The organism is Streptomyces kunmingensis (genome assembly GCF_039533535.1).
GTDB lineage: Bacteria > Actinomycetota > Actinomycetes > Streptomycetales > Streptomycetaceae > Streptomyces > Streptomyces kunmingensis.
Genome location: NZ_BAAATS010000027.1, coordinates 215,415 through 235,695 on the forward strand (window position 1 = coordinate 215,415; position 20,281 = coordinate 235,695).

Sequence of the window (20,281 nt, forward strand, 5' to 3'; positions counted from 1 at the left end):
CCCGCACCAAATGACCCGCCCCCCAGCGGCAGCGGAAGTGTGACGTTCGCCGCTTGGGGCGAGGGGGCTGGGCAGCATGGTTACCCGCAAGTAGCATGAGGGGCATGAGCGCGCGCTCAGCCGCGCGCCGTGGCAGTGCCGTCCCGCATCTTGGAGGAGAGCCATCGTGCCTCGTACCGTCAGGGACGTCGTCTTCGTCGACGGCGTCCGCACCCCGTTCGGCAAGGCGGGCCCGAAGGGCATCTACCACGAGACCCGCGCCGACGACCTCGTCGTCAAGGCCATCCGGGAGCTGCTGCGCCGCAACCCGAACCTGGACCCGGCCAAGATCGACGAGGTCGCCATCGCCGCGACCACGCAGATCGGCGACCAGGGCCTGACCCTGGGCCGCACCGCGGGCATCCTCGCGGGCCTGCCGCAGTCGGTCCCCGGCTACTCCATCGACCGTATGTGCGCCGGTGCGCTGACGGCCGTGACGACCGCCGCGGGCTCCGTCGCCTTCGGCGCGTACGACGCCGTCATCGCCGGTGGTGTCGAGCACATGGGCCGCCACCCGATGGGCGAGGGCGTCGACCCGAACCCGCGCTTCGTCAGCGAGAAGCTGGTCGACGAGTCCGCCCTGTTCATGGGTATGACCGCCGAGAACCTGCACGACCGCTACCCGCAGATCACCAAGCAGCGCTCCGACGAGTACGCGGTGCGTTCGCAGGAGAAGGCGGCCAAGGCGTACGCGAACGGCAAGATCCAGCAGGATCTCGTCCCGATCTCGGTGCGCAACACCAACGCCGAGGTGGGCGAGACAGGCTGGGGTCTGGTCACCGCCGACGAGCCGATGCGTCCGGGCACGACCCTGGAGAACCTCGCGGGTCTGAAGACGCCGTTCCGTACGCACGGGCGCGTCACCGCAGGTAACGCCGCCGGTCTGAACGACGGCGCCACCGCCTCGATCATCGCGAGCGAGGACTTCGCCCGCGAGCACGACCTTCCGGTCAAGATGCGGCTCGTCTCCTACGCCTTCGCGGGCGTGGAGCCGGAGGTCATGGGCTACGGCCCGATCCCGGCCACGGAGAAGGCGCTCGCCAAGGCGGGCCTGTCCATCGAGGACATCAACCTCTTCGAGATCAACGAGGCGTTCGCCGTCCAGGTCCTCGCGTTCCTGGACCACTACGGCATCGCCGACGACGACGCGCGCGTCAACCAGTACGGCGGCGCCATCGCGTACGGCCACCCGCTGGCCTCCTCGGGTGTGCGTCTGATGACGCAGCTGGCCCGTCAGTTCGAGGAGCAGCCGGAGGTCCGTTACGGCCTCACCACCATGTGCGTCGGCTTCGGCATGGGCGCCACGGTGATCTGGGAGAACCCGCACCACAAGGACGCCGGAGGCGACAAGTGAGCACCACCACCGCTGAGCTTCTGAAGGGCGCGGCCGAGCTGTTCCCCGGCGAGGTCGTCACCTCCGCGCACGTACGCCACCTCGACCTCCCGTACGGGGCCGGCCGGTTCGCGCTGATCACGCTCGACAACGGCTTCGACCACACCAAGCCGACCACCTTCGGCCCGGGCTCGCTGGCGAACCTGAACGTCGCCATCGACCAGGTCGAGAAGGAGGCGGCCGACGGCGACATCGTCGGCGTCGGTGTCACCGGCAAGCCGTTCATCTTCGCGGTCGGCGCCGACCTCAAGGGCGTCGAGCTGCTGAAGAACCACGACGACGCGCTCGCCATCGGCAAGGGCGGCCACGAGGTCTTCAAGCGCCTCGCGGGCCTGGCCGTGCCGACGTTCGCGTACTACAACGGTGCCGCCATGGGCGGTGGCGTCGAGGTCGGTCTGCACTGCTCGTACCGCACCGTGTCGAAGGCGCTCCCGGCGTTCTCGCTGCCCGAGGTCTTCCTCGGCCTGGTACCCGGCTGGGGCGGCTGTGCGCTGCTGCCGAACCTGATCGGTGCCGACAAGGCCGTCTCGGTGATCATCGAGAACTCGCTCAACCAGAACAAGCAGCTCAAGGGCAAGCAGGTCTTCGAGCTCGGCATCGCCGACGCGCTGTTCGAGGGCGCGGACTTCCTGGAGCAGTCGCTGATCTGGACCGCTCAGGTCCTCAAGGGCGACGTCAAGGTCGAGCGGCCCGACGTCGACCGTGGCGAGGCCTGGGACCAGGCCGTCGCGCGCGGCACGTTCATCGCCGACTCCAAGGTGCACGGCGCGGCCCCGGCCGCGTACCGCGCCCTGGAGATCATCGCCAACGCCAAGAGCGGTGACCTCCAGGCCGGGTTCGACGCCGAGGACAAGGCCCTCGCGGACCTGATCATGGGCGGCGAACTGCGCGCCGGCATCTACTCGTTCAACCTGGTGCAGAAGCGCGGCAAGCGCCCCGCCGGTGCCCCGGACAAGAGCCTGGCGCGCCCGGTCACGAAGGTCGGCGTCGTGGGCGCGGGCCTGATGGCCTCGCAGCTCGCGCTGCTGTTCCTGCGCCGCCTCGAGGTGCCGGTCGTCCTGACCGACATCGACCAGGAGCGCGTCGACAAGGGTGTGGGCTACGTCCACGCCGAGATCGACAAGCTGCTCGGCAAGGGCCGCGTCAACCAGGACAAGGCCAACCGCCTGAAGGGCCTCGTCTCCGGCGTCCTCGACAAGGCCGAGGGCTTCTCCGACGCGGACTTCATCATCGAGGCCGTCTTCGAGGAGATCGGCGTCAAGCAGCAGGTGTTCGCGGAGGTCGAGGCGGTCGCCCCGGCGCACGCGATCCTCGCCACGAACACCTCGTCGCTGTCCGTCTCCGAGATGGCGTCGAAGCTGAAGCACCCCGAGCGGGTCGTCGGCTTCCACTTCTTCAACCCGGTCGCGATCCTCCCGCTCCTGGAGATCGTGCGCGGCGAGCAGACGGACGACGCGGCGCTCGCCACGGCGTTCGGCGTCGCCAAGAAGCTGAAGAAGACGGCTGTGCTCGTGAAGGACGCCCCGGCGTTCGTCGTGAACCGCATCCTGACCCGCTTCATGGGCGAGATCCAGAACGTCATCGACGAGGGCACCCCGGTCGCCGTCGCCGAGAAGGCCGTCGAGCCGCTCGGCCTGCCGATGTCACCGCTGGTCCTGCTGGAGCTGGTCGGCCCGGCCATCGGTCTGCACGTCTCGGAGACCCTGAACCGCGCCTTCCCGGAGCGCTTCACGGTGTCCCCGAACCTTGCGGCCGTCGTCAAGGCGGGCAAGCGCGGCTTCTACGTGTACGACTCCGGTAAGCCGGAGCTGGACCCCGAGGTCGCCGCGCTCCTCGAGCAGGGCGATGTCGTCCTGACCGAGGAGCAGGTCCGCGACCGCGTGCTCGACGCCGTCGCCCAGGAGATCGGGCTCATGCTCGACGAGGGTGTCGTCGCCGAGGCGCAGGACATCGACCTCTGCCTGATCACCGGCGCGGGCTGGCCCTTCCACCTGGGTGGCATCACGCCGTACCTGGACCGGGAGGGTGTGTCGGAGCGGGTTACCGGCAAGCGGTTCCTGGAGGCGGGCGTCGCCAGCGTTCCGGCCTAGCCTTTCCGCCCCCTTGGGGGTGGCTCAGGGGCGTGGGGCGACTGCCGACCGGCTGTGGCTGGTCGCGCGGTTCCCCGCGCCCCTGGGGCGTTTACAGCACCCCGCGCCATGCCTCCAGGGCCAGGCCCGGCTCTTCCTTGCGGCGGGTGAGGTGCATCTGGGACGGGTTGCCGGGAACGTACGTCGCCGCCACCACACGGCCGGTCGCGTCCTCCGCCAGCGCGATCCGCGCGTCCGGGGGCAGGGCCGGGCCGGACTCCGTCCACCAGGCGCCGGCCGACTCCAGCTCCGTCGGGTACGCGGCGAAGGCGACGCGGCCCCTGTCGGCGCGCTGGGCGAGCAGGGTGCAGTCCACGCCGTCCAGCGAACAGCGGATCGCCGCCACGGCGCCGGGACCCGCCGCGTCCACCAGGCGCACCGGGGCCTCGTCGCCGCGCCAGGCCCACAGGGCGCCGTCCTCGTCCGTGTAGAAGAGCGTGGTGTGCTCGGGTGAGGTGGCCAGGGCCCGCAGGCTGTCGGGGCGGACCACGACCCGCAGGGGTTTGTCGTCCTCGACCGGGACCGCGCCGGGCGCGTGCTGGCGCCAGCGGAAGACGCAGTCGTCGCTCGCCGCGTACAGCGTGATCAGACCCGACTCCTGGGCCACGGCGGCCAGTTCACCGCGGATGCGTCTGCCCTTGAGGTCCCGCCAGGGGCCCCAGCCGCCCTTCTCCTGCTGGGCGCGCATGTTGACGCCGCCGCCTCGGTTGCGGACGAAGACGTGGGCGCGGCCCTGCGCGTCGACGGCCACGGCGGGCGGGCCCGTGCGGTCGCCCTTCTTGTTCGGGTGGCCGATGGGGACCCAGTCGAGCGCCGCGAGGTGCGACTGGAAGTGAGTGGAGTGGACCAGGCCCGATTCGCCCGGGGCCGTGGGGCGCCAGGACACCAAGTGGGTGTAGCCGCCGGGGCCTTGGGCCAGGGCGAGCACGGTGTGCAGACGCTGGTCGCCGCCGACCGTGCGCGCGTCGGACCAGGTGCCGCCGGGCGTGCGCTCGGTGCGGCAGACGACCGCGTCGCCGTCGGGGGTGTACGCGTAGGCGCAGAGCCTGCCGTCGCGTCCGCGTATCAGCCAGTCGCCGTTCACCGTCCCATTTTAAGTGGAGGCTGATCGTGCCCTTGTCCCGCCCCCGGCACGTACGGTTCGCGCATGACGACTCTTCTGGTGGTGGACGGCGCGAACGTCGTCGGCTCCGTCCCCGACGGCTGGTGGCGCGACCGGCACGCCGCCGCCGTACGCCTGCGCGACCGGCTCGCGGTCCGTGCCGCCGAGCACCCCGACGAGGAGGTGGTGCTGGTGGTCGAGGGCCGCGCTCGCGGGGTCGAGGCGGTGGCCGGTGTCCGGATCGAGGAGGCCCCCGGTGAGGGCGACGACCACATCGTGGCGGTGGCGGCCGGCGCGGCGGGACCGTGCGTGGTCGTGACGTCGGACCGCGAACTGCGCCGCAGGGTGGAGGAGGCGGGGGCGCGCTGCGTGGGCCCGCGGACGGTGTATCCGTAGCGGGGCGCCGCCCGCCCCGTCCAGCCCCGCCCAGCCCCGCTCAGCCCCGCTCAGCCCCGGCGGACGTAGAGCACGGTGCCGTCCACGTTCCCGGCCACCTCGTAGGGTGCCAGCAGCCGCCGTAGCGACCGTGTCCGCTGTGCTCCGTACGGCGCCCCCCGGGAGTCGTCCACCACGAGCCGTGGCTCCTGTGCCGCGAACTCCCGCCGGAAGACGTCCCAGGCCCCGGTGACGGCGTACTTCTCGCCCACCCGGGGCCCGTCCCGGCCGCCGCTGTAGTTCGTGAGCAGCCCCGCTGTCAGGAAGCGGCTCGCGGGTTCCCGGTCGGCCAGCCAGTACGTCTCCGGGTGTATGCCCCACACCAGGACCGGCTCCGCCGGCTCGGAGAGCGTCCGCACCTCCCGCGCGACCCGCTGGGTGTGGGTGAGCTCGGGGCGGGGCGCGAGCAGCCCCCAGGCGACGAACAGGACGCAGCAGCACGCGGACGTGAGCAGCGCCGTGACGAGGCGTTCGCGCGGCAGGATGTGCAGCGCGGCGGCGCCCAACAGGGCCAGGGGTGGCATGAGTTGCAGGTAGTAGTGCCCGAAGAAGTGGAAGCCGAGCAGGACCGCGCCCGCGGACGAGCCGAGCCACAGCCACAGTTCCGTGCAGCCGGTGCGGGCGACGCGCAGGACCCGCACGACCGGGGGCAGGATCCCGGCGCAGGCCACGCCGAGGATCGCCGCGTTGGTCAACCCCCGTGCCAGGACATGGAGTTCGGAGCCGGTGAACGAGGCGTACGTGGTGGAGCCGGTCACCGTCCAGAACAGGAAGCCGCCCGGGTCGGTGGCGAGGGCGGCGAGAAGCACCGGCGTCGCCGCTCCGGCCGCGCACCACAGGACGCCCTTGCGCGGCATCCCGCACCGCCACAGCATCCAGGCGACGGGGACGAGGACCGCTCCCCCGGTCTGCTTGGCCAGGAACGCGCCGGCGACGGCGGCCCCGCAGGCGCCCCACCGGCGCCGGTCGGCGCACCACAGGGCGGCCGCGGTCCACGGCAGCATGAACACCTCGAAGGTGGCGGCCTGCGCGTCCTCCGGGTTGAGCCCGACCGAGACGAGCAGGTACAGGACGCCCGCGGTGCGCCCCGCCCCGGGGCCCCAGCGGCGGCGGGCGATCGAGGCGAGCAGCACGGCCGTGACCAGTTGCGCGGCGACCGCGCAGATCCGTAGCGGAGTGAGCGAGCCGGAGCCGAAGACGGCGAAGGCGCCCTCGTAGAGCCAGGGCACGAACGGTGGTTTGCGGTCGACGACCGTCTCGTAGAGCCGGCCGCCGTGCGCCAGCATGCGGGCCTGGACGGCGAGATAGCCCTCGTCGGGGTTCCAGAGCGGCCGGACGAAGGACGGGACGCGGGTGGCGCAGGCGAGGAGGGCGAGCAGCGGGACGAGCCGCCGCCAGTAGCCGGGGGCGGGCCCGGCGTCCGAGGCGCCTCGGCGGCCTTCGGATACGTACGGTAGTGATGTCCGCGCCTCGGTGAGCATGGGCGCCAAACTATCCGGCCCCGCAGTTCCCAACGAAGCGGGACATACGGGGCCGGGTACGTCGGTTGACGCTTACGCGGAGTTGCGGCGGCCCAGTTTGCTGTGGGTGCGGCCGTACACGAAGTAGAGGACGAGGCCCAGCACCATCCAGGCGAGGAAGCGCAGCCAGGTCTCGACCGACAGGTTGAGCATCAGCCAGACGGACGCGGCGACCGAGGCGATCGGCAGCGCCGGCACCCAGGGGGCGCGGAACGCGCGGGGCAGGTCGGGGCGGGTGCGGCGCAGGATGATGACGCCGAGGGCGACCACGACGAAGGCGAACAGCGTGCCGATGTTGACCAGCTTCGACAGCTCTTCGAGGGAGACGAACCCGGCGAGGATCGCGGAGGCGATACCGAGGATGATCGTCGAGCGGTACGGCGTACGGAACTTGGGGTGGACCTCGCTGAAGACCTTCGGCAGGAGTCCGTCGCGGCTCATCGCGAAGAAGACGCGGCCCTGGCCGAGCAGCAGGATCATCACGACCGTGACCAGGCCGATGATGGCGCCGAAGTTGATGAGTCCCGCCCAGAACGGCTGGTCGATCGCCTTGAACGCGTCGGCGAGCGGGGCGTCCGCGCTGAGGCTGCTGTACTTCTGCATGCCGGTGACGACGATCGACACGGCGACGTACAGGGCCGTACAGATGGCGAGGGAGCCGATGATGCCGCGCGGTACGTCCTTGGCCGGGTCGACGGTCTCCTCGGCGGCGGTGGCGACGACGTCGAAGCCGATGTACGCGAAGAACACGATGGCGGCGGCCGTGAAGATGCCCATGACCCCGAAGGCCGACGGCGTGTAGCCGAAGATCGCTTCCAGCAGCGTCGCGGTGACCCCCGAGCCGCCCTCCACGTCCTGCTTCGGCGGGATGAACGGCGAGTAGTTGGCGCCGACGATGTGGAAGCTGCCGACGGCGATGATGATCAGGACGACGAGGACCTTGACGGCGACGACCAGCGAGGTGACGTGCGCGGACAGCTTGACGCCCGCGACGAGGACACCGGTCATCACCAGGATGAGCAGGGCGGCGGCGATGTTGAAGCCGAACTTGCCGTCGGAGGGGCCGAGCAGCACGGTGGGCAGCGGGATGCCCCAGCTGTCCAGGAGCGACTGGACGTATCCCGCCCAGCCGACGGAGACCGTGGCCGCGCCCAGGGCCAGCTCCAGGACCAGGTCCCAGCCGATGATCCAGGCGACGAACTCACCGAGCGAGGCGTACGCGAAGGTGTAGGCGGAGCCGGCCACCGGGACGGTGGAGGCGAACTCGGCGTAGCACAGCGCCGCCAGCGCGCACACGATGCCGGCGACGACGAACGCGAGGGCGACGGCGGGGCCCGCGTAGTTCTTGGCCACCGTGCCCGTGGTGACGAAGATGCCCGCGCCGATGACGACGCCGACGCCGAAGACCGTCAGGTCCAGGGCGGACAGCGACTTGTTGAGCTTGTGCTCGGGTTCTTCGGTGTCCTTGATGGACTGCTCGATGGACTTGGTCCTGAACAGGCCGTTGCGTACGCGTCCCGCGTCTGCCTTGCTGCTCACCGGCTGCCTCCGTGCGCCTTGTCGTCCCCGACATGATCGGGACAAGTAACCGCCGACGAGCCGGTCACTCCTACAGGTTCACGCGAAAGAAGCCGGACCGGACCCCCCGTTGGGTGAGTCCGGCCCAATCAAGCCCCCTTTTAAGCCCCTCCGGCGCTTGAGGAGCGGGGTCCGGGGCAGAGCCCCGTGACGCGGCCCTCAGTCCCGGGCGGGCTCCATCTCCTCCTGAGCGGAGCGGTCCCGCTCATGACGCCCGTCCAGCTTGGCCACAAGCCCCGTGACCTGCCGCGCAATATCGGGCGCCGTAAGACCGATCTCCGCCATGACCTCCTTACGAGAGGCATGGTCGAGGAACCGCGGCGGAATACCGAAGTCCCGCAGCGGCACATCGACACCCGCGTCACGCAGCGCCTGGGCGACGGCCGAGCCGACACCCCCGACCCGGGAGTTGTCCTCGACGGTCACCACGACGCGGTGCCGCTCGGCGAGCGGAGCCATCGCCTCGTCGACCGGCTTGACCCAGCGCGGGTCGACGACGGTCGTCGTGATGCCCTGCTTGTCGAGGAGCGCGGCGATCTCCAGGCACATGGGGGCCAGCGCGCCGACCGAGACCAGCAGGACGTCCGGGCGGTCCGAGCCCGGGCGGCGCAGGATGTCCATGCCGCCGACCGTGCCGACCGCCTCGACGGCGGGGCCGACCGCGCCCTTGGAGTAGCGCACGACCGTCGGGGCGTCCGACACCTGCACGGCCTCGCGCAGCTGGGCGCGGACCTGGTCGGCGTCGCGCGGGGCGGCGATCCGCAGGCCGGGGACGACCTGGAGGATCGACATGTCCCACATGCCGTTGTGCGAGGCGCCGTCGGTGCCGGTGACCCCGGCCCGGTCCAGGACGAAGGTGACGCCGCACTTGTGCAGGGCCACATCCATCAGGAGCTGGTCGAAGGCGCGGTTGAGGAAGGTCGCGTAGACGGCGAAGACGGGGTGCAGTCCGCCGGCGGCGAGGCCCGCGGCGCTGACCGCGCCGTGCTGCTCGGCGATGCCCACGTCGTAGACCCGGTCCGGGAACTTGTCCGCGAACTTCTTCAGGCCGACCGGCTGGAGCATGGCCGCCGTGATCGCGACGATGTCCTCGCGCTCCTCGCCGAGCTTGACCATCTCGTCGCCGAAGACGGAGGTCCAGTCGGCGCCGGACGCCTTGACCGGCAGGCCGGTGTCGGGGTGGATGGGGCCGATGCCGTGGAAGCGGTCCGCCTCGTCCTGGAGGGCGGGCGTGTAGCCGCGGCCCTTCTCGGTGAGGCAGTGCACGATGACCGGGCCGCCGAAGCGCTTGGCGCGGGTCAGCGCCGACTCCAGGGCCTCGATGTCATGGCCGTCGATCGGGCCGACGTACTTCAGGCCCAGGTCCTCGAACATGCCCTGCGGCGCGATGAAGTCCTTGAGGCCCTTCTTGGCGCCGTGCAGGGTCTCGTAGAGCGGGCGGCCGACGACCGGGGTGCGCTCCAGGAGGTCCTTGCCGCGGGCCAGGAAGCGCTCGTAGCCGTCCGTGGTGCGCAGGGTGGCCAGGTGGTTGGCGAGGCCGCCGATGGTGGGCGCGTACGAGCGCTCGTTGTCGTTGACCACGATGACGAGCGGGCGGTCCTTGGCGGCGGCGATGTTGTTCAGCGCCTCCCAGGCCATACCGCCGGTGAGCGCGCCGTCACCGATGACCGCGACGACGTGGTCGTCCTTCTCGAGGACCTCGTTGGCCTTGGCGAGGCCGTCGGCCCAGCCGAGGACGGTGGAGGCGTGGCTGTTCTCGATGACGTCGTGCTCGGACTCGGCCTGCGAGGGGTAGCCGGAGAGGCCGCCCTTCATCTTCAGCTTGGAGAAGTCCTGGCGGCCGGTGAGCAGCTTGTGCACGTAGGACTGGTGACCGGTGTCCCACAGGACCTTGTCCTGGGGGGACTCGAAGACGCGGTGCAGGGCGATGGTCAGCTCGACGACGCCGAGGTTGGGGCCGAGGTGGCCGCCGGTCTTGGAGACCGCGTCGACGAGGAAGGTCCGGATCTCTCCTGCCAGCTGGTCCAGCTGCTCCAGGCTGAGCCGGTCCAGATCGCGCGGTCCCGTGATGCGGGTCAGCAGCGGCACCCGTGCCTCCTTGCAATTAGAGCTGTGAGTAGCTGGCTGAGCTGTTCGAGCTTGCCGGGTCTGTCGAGTCTAATGTTCCGCCGTCGAAGGCGGCGGGCGGGCCGTGCGTTGCCTGCCACACGATCGGCCCAGCCCAGCGGGAACACGCGTTCCCATCCGGGTGTCCGGGCATGACTGTGCCCGGCGTCGTCCTTGACGCCGGGCACAGTCAGCCCAGGTGAACCCGGTCAGAAGCGGTCAGGCGCGGCCGGCCGACTTCTGGGTCTTGCGGGTGACCGAGTCGATGACGACCGTGGCGAGAAGCACACCACCGGTGATCATGTACTGGATCGGGGTGGCGATGCCCTGGAGGGCCAGGCCGTACTGGATCGACGTGATGACCAGCACACCGAGCAGCGCGTTCCACGTGCGGCCCCGGCCACCGAAGAGGCTGGTGCCGCCGATGACGGCCGCGGCGATGACGTTCATCAGGAGGTCACCGGCGCCGGCGCTCTGGTTGGCCGCCGCGATCTTCGAGGCCCAGAAGAGACCGCCGACCGAGGCGAACAGGCCCGCGATGGCGAAGACGGAGATCCGCACGGCCGTGACGTTGATACCGGCACGGCGCGACGCCTCGACGCTGCCGCCGAGCGCGAAGACCTTGCGGCCGTACGAGGTGCGGCGCAGCACGAAGTCGGAGCCGACCAGGACGATCGCGAAGAGCAGCACCGCGAGCGGCAGGCCCTTGTACTGGTTGAAGATGATGGCGACACCGAACGCGGCGATCGCGAGCAGCACCGTGCGCAGCACGATGTCGCTGAGCGGCCGGGACGGGATGCCCGCGGCCTCGCGGCGCCGGTTGCTCAGGAACGTCGGCACGAAGTAGGCGACGACCGCGACGACGGCCAGGCCGTAGGCGGCGGCGACGTCCGAGAAGTAGTAGTTGGTGAGGTTGCCGACCACACCTTCGCTGTCGATGTTGATCGTGCCGTTGGAGCCCAGGATCTGGAGCATGAAGCCGTTCCAGAACAGCAGGCCGGCCAGGGTGACGGCGAACGCGGGCGCGCCGATCCGGGCGAAGAAGAAGCCGTGCAGGGCGCCGATGACGGCACCGGCCGCGAGGGCGGTGAGGACGGCCAGCCACTCGTTGACCCCGTGGGTGATGCTCATCACGGCCATGATCGCCGAGGAGACACCGGAGACGGAGCCGACCGACAGGTCGATCTCACCGAGCAGCAGCACGAAGATGATGCCGACGGACATCATGCCCGTGGCGACCATGGCGACGAAGATGTTGTTGAGGTTCTGCGCGCCCAGGAAGGCCGAGTTGAGGCTCTGGAAGATGATGCAGATGACGATCAGGCCGATGACGACGGGGATGGCGCCGAGGTCACCGCCCCGCATCTTGCGCTTGAACTCACCTATGTAACCCGCGAAGCCCTGCTCGCGCACGAGGAGCCTGGGGTCGACGGCGGCGACGTCGGCGCCGGCCGCGGCGGGGGCGGCGTCCACGGGGGCCGGAGCCTTTTCGGTCTTGTCGATGCTCACTTCTGAGCCTCCGCGTTGCTGCGCGCCGCACGACGGGTCACGGCGTTTTCCGTGGCGCCTGTGATGGCGGAGATGATCTCTTCCTGCGAGGTCGTCTTGACCTCGAACACGCCGTTGTTGCGGCCGAGCCGCAGGACGGCGACCTTGTCGGCGACGGCCTTCACATCGGCCATGTTGTGGCTGATGAGGATGACCGCGTGGCCGCGCTCGCGCAGCCGCTCGACGAGGTCGAGCACCTGGGCCGTCTGCTCGACACCCAGGGCGGCCGTCGGCTCGTCCAGGATGACCAGCTTGGGCTCGCCGAGCATGGAGCGGGCGATGGCCACGACCTGGCGCTGACCGCCGGAGAGCGAGGCGATCGGGATGCGCACGCTGGGGATGCGGATCGACAGGGTCTGGAGCAGCTCGCGCGAGCGGCGCTCCATCTCGATCTCGTCGAGGACACCGCGGCGCTTGATCTCGCGGCCCAGGAAGAGGTTGCCGACAACGTCGATGTTGTCGCACAGCGCGAGGTCCTGGTAGACGGTCGCGATGCCCAGGTTCTGGGCGTCGTGCGGCTTGTTGACCGCGACGGCCTTGCCGTCCCACTCGATGACACCTTCATCGATGGGGTGCACACCGGCGATCGTCTTGACAAGGGTGGACTTACCGGCACCGTTGTCGCCGACCAGGGCGACCACCTCACCGGCGTGGACCTCAAGCTCTACGTCGGTGAGCGCCTGGACGGCACCGAATCGCTTGGAGACCCCGCGCAACGCCAGCACGGGCGTAGCGGACACGTGAACCATCTCCTTCGCCGCCAAAGGCCTGACCCGGCGGGAGGTTGAACAGAAGAGAAGACTGAGGGGGGTGTGGGTGTTCCGTCCGGCGCCCCGCCGTTGAGCTTGCGGGGCTGTCGGCGGCGGGGCGCCGGACGTACTCACACAGGAGCGCTACCGGATACGGCGCGCAAGTCCCGTGCGGGACAGGGGGGTTACTTCAGACCGATCTTGTCGCAGGCGGCCTTGTACTTGGCCGTGCAGATCTCGTCGAGGGTGTAGTAACCCTCCTTGACGACCGTGTCCTTGATGTTGTCCTGGGTCAGCGAGACGACCGGGACGATCACGGCGGGGACCTTCTTCTGGGTGCCGCTGTCGACGGTGCCGGTGGCGATGGAGCTGTCCAGCTTGCCGTCCTTGGCGATCGAGACGGCCATCTTGGCGACGGTCTCGGCCTCCTGCGGGTACGACTTGAAGACGCTCATGTACTGGTCACCGGTGATGATCCGCTGCACACCGGCGAGCTCGGCGTCCTGGCCGGTGACCGGCGGGAGCTTGCTGAGGCCCGCGGCCTTCAGCGCCGTGATGGAACCGCCCGCCATGCCGTCGTTGGCGGAGTAGACGCCGACGATCTTGTCCTTGCCGACCGCGGAGATGGCGCCTTCCATGTTGGCGTTGGCGTTCTCCGGCTTCCACTCCTTGGTGTCGTACTCCTTGGCGATCGTCACCTTGCCGTCGAGGACGGAGTGGGCGCCTTCCTTGAACTGGGCGGCGTTCGGGTCGGTGACCGCGCCGTTCATCATGACGATCTTGCTGCTCTTGGTGGCCTTGTCACCCATGGCCTTCAGGAGCGCCTCGCCCTGCGTCTTGCCGACCTCGACGTTGTCGAAGGAGGTGTAGGCGGAGATCGGGCCCTCGGCCAGGCGGTCGTACGCGACGACGGGGATGCCGGCGTCCTTGGCCTTCTTCACGCCGTTGGCGACGGCCTTGTAGTCGACCGCGTCCAGGATCAGCACGTCGACCTTCTTGGTGATCATCGTGTCGATCTGCTGCGACTGGAGGGTCGGGTCCTGCTTGGCGTTCAGGTACTCGAGCTTGCCCTTGCCATTGGTCAGCGTGGATATCTGCTTCTCAATGATCGGCTTGTCGAACTTCTCGTAGCGCGCGGTCTGGTTCTCCGGAAGGAGCAGACCGACGGTGATGTCGTCGCCCTTCTTGGCGCTGGACGACTTGTCGCTGTCGCCACCGTTGGACTCCTTGGCGGAGCCACAGGCGGCGAGAGAGACGGCCATGGCGGTGGCACAGAACGCAACGGCGGCACGACGCGTACGCGTGTTCACTTCAGAAACCTCCCTGACGAGGCCGCGACGTTGCGGCCGAGGTGGCTGGAAGTCAACTCGGCCGCAACCCCAGCGTCAAGGAGTAAATCCTTAACGAGATGGCAACGGTGTCATGCGTTCTCTAAGTGAAGGCAGGTGTCGCTGCGGGAACCGTGCCGTCCAAAAGGGTCGAATCGCCCATCTCGCTGAGGGCGAGCGCGAGCGCGCCGAGCACCTCCGCGCGGCCCCCCAACGCCCCTGGAAGGACCGAGAGTTGACGGGCCGCGCTCGGGATCGCATAGCGTCCCACGGACTCTCTGATGGGCCCCAGAACCAGCTCCCCGGCCTCCGCCAGATCGCCGCCGAGGACGACCCGGCTGGGATTGAGCAGATTGCAGAGATTCGCGACACCCGAGCCGATGTGGCGGCCCACGTCGGCGATCACCCGGCGACAGCCCGGGTCGCCGTCGCGGGCGAGCCGGACGACGCCCTCCATGGTCAGATCGGTGCCGTGGGAGGACTGCAGCAGGGGCAGGACGTACCGCGCGGCCGTGAACGTCTCCAGGCAGCCGCGGTTGCCGCAGCGGCACACCGGGCCCGACTCGTCCAGCGTGATGTGCCCGATCTCGCCCGCGGTGCCGCCGGGGCCGCGGTAGATCTTCCCCTCGATCACCAGTCCTGCGCCCACCCCGCTCGCGACTTTGATGTACGCGAGGTCCTTGACGCCCCGCCCGCTCCCCCACACCAGCTCGCCCAGCGCGCCCAGGTTGGCGTCGTTGTCGACGTGCACGGGGACGCCCAGGCGCCGGCCCAGCTCCTCCGCGGGCTTGGTGCCGGTCCAGCCCGGCAGGATCGAGGTGGAGCCGAGCGTGCCGCTCTCCACGTCGATCGGGCCCGGCACACCGAGCCCGACACCGGCCACCTTCGAGCGGTCCACGCCGGTGGCCGCGACGAGCCGCTCCACCAGCTCCTCGGCCCGGTCGAAGCCCTGCGCGGCGCTGGCGTCCACGTCCAGCGGCTCGGACTCCTCGGCGAGCACCTGGTGGGCCAGGTTGCCGATGGCCACGCGCAGGTGCGTGTGACCGAAGTCGACGCCGATCACGATGCCCGCGTCACCGCTGAGCGAGACGCTGCGGGCCCGGCGCCCGCCGGCCGAGGTGGGCGTGACCTCGACGGTCCCCCCGTCCTTGAGCTCCCGGACGATGTTGGAGACCGTGGCCGCGGACAGCCCCGTCGTCCTCGCGATCTCCGCCTGCGTGAGCGAACCGGCGAGCCGCACGGCACGTACGACCCGCTCCAGATTGGCCCGGTGCAGCGACGACTGCGACCCCGGAGTCTCCATTGACTCTCTCCACCCTTTGCCCCTGGGCGCGAGTCACACGGGGTGACCGGCCCTTGTACAAGTTATGAACTCCAAGCTCCGCTGAAGGGGACTCTGGCGTCAAGCCCTTGACAGAAATCGGTTCCAGCGGGCGCGCGCAAGGGTCCGGCCCCGGAGAGCACCTCTCCGGGGCCGGACCTCAGCGCCGCGCGGAAGCGGCGTTCCTACTTGAGCGCCCCCGCCGTGAGTCCGGCCTGTACCTGGCGCTGGAAGATGAAGTAGACGATCAGCACCGGCAGCATGGCGATCATCATGCCTGCCATCAGCGCGCCCCAGTCGTTCTCGTAGCCCTGTTGCAGCGCGATCATCGCGAGGCCCTGGGTCAGTACGTATTTCTTCTCGTCCTGGTTGAGCACCATGGGCAGCAGGTACTGGTTCCACTGCCCGAGGAAATTGAAGATGCCGATGCTGATGAGGCCGGGCTTGGCCATCGGGAGCATCACCTGGAAGAAGGTACGGGTGTGCGAGGCGCCGTCGATGAGGGCCGCCTCGGCGACCGAGGTCGGCAGGGTGCGGAAGAACGCGGTCATGAAGAAGACCGTGAACGGGAGCGAATACGCGATATAGACGAGGATCAGGCCCTGATAAGAGGCCAGGAGCGAGGTTCCCGGGAAATCCCGCAATACGAAGAAGAGCGGGATCACCAGCATGAAGACCGGGAACGACATGCCGGCCACGAACAGGTAGTAGATGAAGCGGTTGCCCGGGAACGTGAAGCGGGCGAGAACGTAGGCGGCCATGGAGCCGAGCACCATCGTGCCGATCACCGAGCCGCCCACGATGATGATCGTGTTGAGGAAGTACTGGCCCATGTTCGCCTTGTTCCAGGCGTTGGCCCAGTTCTCGAAATGCAGCGCGGTCGGCAGACCCCATGGGTTGGTCAGAATCGCGTTGGAGTCCTTGAAGGAGCTCCACAGCACCCACAGCAGGGGGACGCCGACCATGAGCGCCCACACGATCAGCATGCCGTGCGAGAAGACGTTGAGGACGCCGCCCTCGGAGCTCTTCCCGTTGCCCGGGCCGGGCTTCTTGGAGACGCCGGCCCGCTGGCCCGGAACCGTGGGGGGCGCCTCGTCCGACTTGCCGATCTTGCCGGACTCACCGGTTTCGATGGTCATCTGGTGCCCGCCCTCTAGAACTCGATGCGCTCACGCCGCGCGAAGCGCATCGTGAGGATGGCGAAGGCCATGGTGACGATGAGCATCGCGATGCCCATCGCGGAGGCATAGCCGAACTGACTGTTGGTGAACGCCGTGACGTACAGGCGCAGCGGCATGACGTCCGTCGCGCCGTTCGGACCGCCCATGTTCACCGACATGATCTGGACGAGTGCGAAGGCGTCCATCGCGATGATGCCCATATAGACCCAGCCGGTCTGCACGGTGTCCCACAGCAGCGGCAGGGTGATGCGGAAGAACGTCTGGATGCGGTTGGCGCCGTCGAGCAGACAGGCCTCGTAGATGTCGCGCGGGATCGAGGCCATCGCGGCGGAGAACAGGACGACGTAGAAGCCGACGTTCGCCCAGACCATGACCGCCATGATGCAGAGCAGGGCGAGCGACTTCTCGCCGAGCCAGGCATTGGTCAGGTTGTCCAACCCCACTGCGGAGAGCAGGGAGTTGAGCATGCCGTCCTGCGGGTCGGGGTTGTACACGTTCCACCAGATCACCGCGATGATCGTGATGGAGATGACCTGCGGGAAGAAGAAGACGAAGCGGTAGAACTTCGATCCGGTGACGCCGGTGATGACCTCGTTCTTCCGGCGCTTTCCGCCGACGTTCAGCATGAACGCGAAGAACAGGCCGAGTGCGAGCGTCACGATCGGCACGGCGACGAGCATGTAGATGTTGTGCCGCAGCGCGTTCCAGAAGTCGCTGTCGTTCCACAGCCGTTCGAAGTTGTCGAACCCGACGAACTTGGCGGTGCCGACCAGTCCTGACCAGTCCGTCATCGAGATCTGGAAGGCCTGGACGAACGGCGAGATCACGAAGATCGCGTAGACGATGACGGGTAGGGCCAGGAAGCCCACGATGAATCGGTACTTGCCGTGTTGCATGGTGCTCCCCGGCCCTTCCCTTTCGAGTGCGGTGCCGTCGGACGGCCCACCGGCGGTGTGCCGACGGGCTGATGGCCCGGCAGTGTCGGAACTGCCGGGCCGCAACGATCACTTGTCGCGCTTGAACTTCTTGATCGCGTCGTCCTTGGCGACCTTGTCGGCATAGGCCTGGGTCTTCTTGATCCAGTCGGCCGCGGAGAGGTCACCGGTGAGCAGGTCGCCGGTGAGACCGCCGATCTTGGCGTCGGTGAGGTCCGGGTACCACTCCTGGAGCTGCAGGCTGATCAGGTTGGTGCCGGCCGCCTTGAAGACGGAGCTGGCGGACGAAAGACCCGGCGAGAGGGTCATGCCCTCTGTGGCGTCCACGACACAGGTCAGAGACTTCACCTTTGTCGCGAAGTTCTGCGCGTGCTTCTTGGAGAGCATGATGCGCAGCATCTCCATGCCGCCGGCCGGGTTCTTGCCCTTGCTGGCGACGACGTACGGCTCGGAGGGCTCGGCGCGCAGGGTGCCCTGCGGCATCTTGTCGCCGGAGCCGCCGTCGAAGAGCGCGCCGACCGCCATCTGGAAGTCCTTGGGCGTGGTCGGGGCCGACTCGTTCTCCACCCAGGAACCGTTCGGGATGAAGACGGCCTTGCCCTTGTTCCAGGCGGTCTGGGACTGGATGTGGGTCAGGCCCTGGCTGCCCTTGAGGAAGTAGCCCTTCCTGGCCAGCTCCTCGTAGTGCTCGACGACCTGCTTGACCGCGTCGTTGCTGGTCCAGGCGTTGGGCTCCAGGTTGTCGATCTTGATCCAGTTCTCCATGCCGCCGATCTTGGCGATCTGGGCGAACAAGTTGAAGTGGACGTAGTACGGGTACTTGCCCGGGTACGTCCAGGGCGCGACGCCCGTCTTCTTGATCTCGGCGGAGAGCTTGACCATGTCGTCGAGGGACTTGGGGTACTCCCAGCCGCCCTTCTCCAGAGCCTTCTTCGAGTACCACGTGCCGTAGATCGTGAAGGCGTAGTACAGGACGTCGAGGACGTCGCCGTGCAGGCCCTTCTCGTACGTCGACGGGTGGATGGTGTCCTTGATCGTCTTGGACTTGTCGTCCAGGGACGCGGCCTCCATCAGGGCCTTGAGGTCCTGCAACTGGCCCTGGCTGGACAGGCGGTTCATGTCCAGGTGGTCGGCGCCGGAGTTGTCGATGATGTCCGGCGGGTTGCCGCCGGAGAAGCGCGGGGTCAGCTTGGGGCCGACCTGCTGGGTGCCGGTGTGCTTGACGGCGCCGCCCCAGGCCTTGGTGTAGTCGGCCTCGGCGTCCTTGGCGTACTGGTCGCCCAGGCCGCCCTTGAAGATGAACGCCTCGAGCGGGGCGCCCTTCTCGACACCGAGCGGGTTCGTCGCGGACGTCTTGCCCTTGGGCTTGTCGCTCTTGTTGTCGTCGTCGCCGCCGCCACCGGTGGCACACGCCGACAGGAAGCCCATCGACGGGACGGCGATCAGGCCGAGCGCCGCGGACCGCTTGATCAGATCGCGGCGGTTGGTGCCTTCGCCGGTGTTCTTCGCCTCGGAAGTGGATCCCATGCTCAAGTCCTCGCCTTCTCCAGGACTCAGGCGGTGAACCGGATCCTCCCCGGCACCGCGGTGATGTGCTGTGTCGTGCCGGGATCGAATCCCGGGTCCCGGGCCGGAAAGCCGTCTCCGGAGGGTGTCCGGAAATGCCCCGTCCCGAGGGAACGCAGTTGGAGCTGGGTGGTACTGGAAGTTCCGGGATCGGCAGAGATACACGGCTGTCGGTGCTCCCACACGTCCCGCCGATTCCCCCTGGTCCCCCCGAGTCCGGCCGCGGCTCGAACACGACCGGGACAGACGCCGACAGGTATAGTCCACTCCCTGTGAGCTGGGCAAGATCGAATGCAGGTTTGGGCGCCGGTCTTTTCCGAGTTGAGACCTCCCGGAAATAAGCCGCAGGCCGGTAGATGTCGATCTTCTCAACTCCGTTGCATACAAAGGATGTAGTGGTATGGCACGGGCCGGAAGCCGCTGACGCGTTCAGGTGGGAGGAGTGGCGCGAAATCCATCTTGTGGGGCATCTTGCGGCGTAACTCCCTGCGGTGCGCGTTCGGAATGTGAACGAACAGTCCGCGTTCAGGGCGGGCGTTCCGGCCACTTCCGAGCGCCGGCCGCCTCCCGGCTCGTGCGCCTGGACTATGCCGCGCAATCGTTCCACCGGTCTTTGGGGCTATCCACGCAGGGCTGCCGGGAGTACGCTCCGTATTAGTCCGTGGACTGTACGTCGCCGTAAGCGCGGTGACTCTTCGTCCGGCGATCGCTCGGGCCCAGGGAGGCCCTTCCGCCAGCGGCTGTCTTTTGCGGGATTTCAACCCGCTTCATGAGCGCCGTTCAGAGCCTCCGAGACTGAGCCTCTCGCCCACAGCCGGACGGTGCCCTGCCTCTGGGGACTCCACATGCGTGGCTACTTCGTCGATGAACTACTTCTGATCACTCCCCTCCATCACGCCGCCGGCGTGCGCCTGTTCGGCGAGGTCGTCGGCGCCCACAAAGCACCCCTGGCGGTCGCCGTGACCGAGTACAGCCGGGCCGCCGACGAGATCACGGTCGATCTCACCCAGGTCCAGTACCTGGCCAACAGCGCCCTGGAAACCATCGTTGCCCTGGCGCGCAGCCTCAACCCGCCGCAGCGCCTGCGCGTCCTGGCCGGCCCCGAACTGCGTATCAAGGAGCGGCTCGCGGCCGGCGAGTGGGACCGGATCGAGACGCTGCAGTTGCAGGCCGCGTGAACGGTTCGGCCTCGCCACGCCCGTGGTGAGGCCGCCGTCGGGCCTCCCCGGTGAGCCGTCCGCCCCCACCAGCCCCCCGACACACGGCAACACCCTTGACACCACTGACCCCTTGCCTCCCTACTGGACGTTGCGCAGCGAACTGACAACGTTGTCGACACCGCGGGAGGGTG

15 protein-coding genes are annotated in these 20,281 nt (G+C 68.7%); 4 read left to right on the forward strand and 11 right to left on the reverse strand.

Annotated elements, in window-relative coordinates:
- Positions 1–166 precede the first annotated feature (166 nt).
- Complete coding sequence (locus tag ABD366_RS29285) at positions 167–1,393, forward strand: thiolase family protein (RefSeq protein WP_324773584.1); 1,227 nt, start codon at positions 167–169, stop codon at positions 1,391–1,393.
- Complete coding sequence (locus ABD366_RS29290) at positions 1,390–3,522, forward strand: 3-hydroxyacyl-CoA dehydrogenase NAD-binding domain-containing protein (RefSeq protein WP_324773586.1); 2,133 nt, start codon at positions 1,390–1,392, stop codon at positions 3,520–3,522. The genes ABD366_RS29285 and ABD366_RS29290 overlap by 4 nt, the downstream gene beginning before the upstream one ends.
- A 91-nt stretch (positions 3,523–3,613) precedes the next feature.
- Here the strand turns inward: ABD366_RS29290 and ABD366_RS29295 are convergent, their stop codons facing one another.
- Positions 3,614–4,645 carry a PLL family lectin gene (locus tag ABD366_RS29295; protein ID WP_324773588.1) on the reverse strand — a complete coding sequence of 344 codons (1,032 nt, stop codon included), beginning with the start codon at positions 4,643–4,645 and terminating at the stop codon, positions 3,614–3,616.
- 63 nt (positions 4,646–4,708) lie between these two features.
- On the opposite strand from ABD366_RS29295, the gene ABD366_RS29300 reads away from it, so the two are divergent.
- The gene (locus ABD366_RS29300) at positions 4,709–5,059 is read left to right on the forward strand and encodes a PIN domain-containing protein (RefSeq protein WP_324773590.1); all 351 of its coding nucleotides are present in this window, start codon (positions 4,709–4,711) and stop codon (positions 5,057–5,059) included.
- Positions 5,060–5,109: 50 nt separating this feature from the next.
- On the opposite strand, the gene ABD366_RS29305 is transcribed toward ABD366_RS29300, so the two are convergent.
- The 10 genes from ABD366_RS29305 to ngcE form a co-directional block, all read right to left on the reverse strand.
- A complete protein-coding gene (locus tag ABD366_RS29305) occupies positions 5,110–6,579 on the reverse strand; it encodes an ArnT family glycosyltransferase (RefSeq protein ID WP_324773592.1) in 1,470 nt (489 codons plus the stop codon).
- Between the two features lie 72 nt (positions 6,580–6,651).
- Entirely contained in the window at positions 6,652–8,157 is a 1,506-nt protein-coding gene (locus ABD366_RS29310; RefSeq protein WP_324773594.1) for an amino acid permease, read from the reverse strand.
- A gap of 198 nt (positions 8,158–8,355) precedes the next feature.
- Positions 8,356–10,284: a 1-deoxy-D-xylulose-5-phosphate synthase gene (dxs, locus tag ABD366_RS29315; RefSeq protein ID WP_324773596.1), complete on the reverse strand. Its 1,929-nt coding sequence runs from the start codon at positions 10,282–10,284 to the stop codon at positions 8,356–8,358.
- Positions 10,285–10,521: 237 nt separating this feature from the next.
- The gene (locus ABD366_RS29320) at positions 10,522–11,811 is read right to left on the reverse strand and encodes a sugar ABC transporter permease (RefSeq protein WP_324773598.1); all 1,290 of its coding nucleotides are present in this window, start codon (positions 11,809–11,811) and stop codon (positions 10,522–10,524) included.
- A complete protein-coding gene (locus tag ABD366_RS29325; RefSeq protein WP_324773600.1) occupies positions 11,808–12,599 on the reverse strand; it encodes an ATP-binding cassette domain-containing protein in 792 nt (263 codons plus the stop codon). The genes ABD366_RS29320 and ABD366_RS29325 overlap by 4 nt, the downstream gene beginning before the upstream one ends.
- A 185-nt stretch (positions 12,600–12,784) precedes the next feature.
- Positions 12,785–13,909 carry a sugar ABC transporter substrate-binding protein gene (locus ABD366_RS29330; protein ID WP_324773602.1) on the reverse strand — a complete coding sequence of 375 codons (1,125 nt, stop codon included), beginning with the start codon at positions 13,907–13,909 and terminating at the stop codon, positions 12,785–12,787.
- A 121-nt stretch (positions 13,910–14,030) separates the two neighbouring features.
- A complete protein-coding gene (locus ABD366_RS29335; protein WP_324773604.1) occupies positions 14,031–15,230 on the reverse strand; it encodes an ROK family transcriptional regulator in 1,200 nt (399 codons plus the stop codon).
- A 203-nt stretch (positions 15,231–15,433) separates the two neighbouring features.
- Positions 15,434–16,387: a carbohydrate ABC transporter permease gene (locus ABD366_RS29340; RefSeq protein WP_324773606.1), complete on the reverse strand. Its 954-nt coding sequence runs from the start codon at positions 16,385–16,387 to the stop codon at positions 15,434–15,436.
- Between the two features lie 14 nt (positions 16,388–16,401).
- Positions 16,402–17,325: a carbohydrate ABC transporter permease gene (locus ABD366_RS29345; RefSeq protein WP_324773608.1), complete on the reverse strand. Its 924-nt coding sequence runs from the start codon at positions 17,323–17,325 to the stop codon at positions 16,402–16,404.
- Positions 17,326–17,433: 108 nt separating this feature from the next.
- Positions 17,434–18,891 carry an N-acetylglucosamine/diacetylchitobiose ABC transporter substrate-binding protein gene (gene ngcE, locus ABD366_RS29350; protein WP_324773610.1) on the reverse strand — a complete coding sequence of 486 codons (1,458 nt, stop codon included), beginning with the start codon at positions 18,889–18,891 and terminating at the stop codon, positions 17,434–17,436.
- An 884-nt stretch (positions 18,892–19,775) separates the two neighbouring features.
- On the opposite strand from ngcE, the gene ABD366_RS29355 reads away from it, so the two are divergent.
- Positions 19,776–20,108, forward strand: a complete 333-nt coding sequence (locus tag ABD366_RS29355; RefSeq protein WP_324773612.1) for a hypothetical protein — start codon at positions 19,776–19,778, stop codon at positions 20,106–20,108.
- Positions 20,109–20,281: the final 173 nt, after the last annotated feature.